Source organism: Erwinia sp. MYb416 (genome assembly GCF_037479575.1).
In the GTDB taxonomy this organism is placed as follows: domain Bacteria; phylum Pseudomonadota; class Gammaproteobacteria; order Enterobacterales; family Enterobacteriaceae; genus Erwinia; species Erwinia rhapontici.
The window spans coordinates 1-1,220 of sequence record NZ_JBBGYT010000337.1; the positions used below are offsets into that span (position 1 = coordinate 1).

Genomic DNA, 1,220 nt, shown 5'->3' on the forward strand with positions numbered 1-1,220 from the left:
TTTGGCAATATCAGTTACCCGGCCGGACTGCAAATCCTTATCCCGTACGGCCTGGCGAAACAGCGTATGCATGTGATGTTTATTGTCGGGCTGATTAACATCCCGATCTGCTGCCTGCTGGCATGGCAATATGGTGCCATCGGCGCGGCCAGTTCCCTGGTGCTGTCAGAGTTTCTGGTGTTTGCCGGCATCCTGCGCATTATGGTGAAGCACGATATTCTGAAGGTCTATCTTGCCCGGCCAGCGGGATTTAAGCAGCCAGGCAATGAACAGACATAAATCTGACGTTAGTCGCGGCGAAGGCGTGACTGACGCCAGTTCAGTAACGGCGTGACGGAAATACCATGTACCACCACGCTGGCAACGATAAGCGTGAACGCCATATCGGCCATGCGTGCCGCCTCCGGGCCATCCAGCCCGTGGGTATAGGCCCAGGCAATGTAGTTGATACTGCCAATGCCGCGTATCCCCAGCCAGCCGATGGTGGCGCGTTGTAACGGCGGGGTATCGGCTCCCAGTGTGGCAAGCCAGACTGAGAGCGGCCGGATGGCGAAAAACAGCAGGGCAGCCAGCAGGAGCCCGGTAATGTTCCAGTGCTGGGCCAGCGTCACACCCAGCACAATAATAATGGCCGCGGCAAACAGGCGTTCAATTGTATCGCCAAATGAAAGCGCATCGCTCACCACCAGTCCGGCCGATCCGACCGGATTGGTCTGTTCCCCCTGATGGCGGGCATTAGGATTGACCAGTTCCTCCGCAGGTGGATGGTAATCACTCTCCTGAAACTCTTCCGTTGGAAAATGGCGTACCACGCGCATCTCGGCGCGGCGTAAACCGACCCCGGCAGCAAAGGCCGACAGAAAGCCTGAGGCATCCAGAGACTGTGCAATGGCGTAGCTGAGTGCAATCAGCGCCAGCGCGAGAAAATCATTGGGGGCGACATCCTGATGCGTATGGCGCAGGTGCGAGGCATACTGCCCAATCAGTCGACCCAGCACAAAGCCGATCAGGCTTCCTCCTGCCACCGCCCAGAGAACATCCACCAGCGCCCAGTGGCTGAATAACGCCCAGGAGATTTCTCCGCTGCCGGTGAGCAGCAATACTGCCAGCATCAGCAGTGGCAGGGCGGTGCCGTCATTCAACCCGGCTTCACTGGAGAGCGAGACGCGCAGATTATCGTCATCGCGTGCGTCGTTCACCGAGATCAGACTGGCCAGCAC

Annotated in this window: 1 protein-coding gene and 1 pseudogene; one reads left to right on the plus strand and one right to left on the minus strand. The window is 58.3% G+C overall.

Annotated elements, in window-relative coordinates:
- Positions 1 to 279, plus strand: a pseudogene (locus tag WH277_RS04010) (polysaccharide biosynthesis C-terminal domain-containing protein); the annotation flags it as partial.
- 8 nt (positions 280 to 287) lie between these two features.
- Here the strand turns inward: WH277_RS04010 and WH277_RS04015 are convergent.
- Positions 288 to 1,220 (minus strand): cation:proton antiporter domain-containing protein (locus tag WH277_RS04015; RefSeq protein WP_339504486.1); only part of this gene is annotated, 933 nt, incomplete at its 5' end.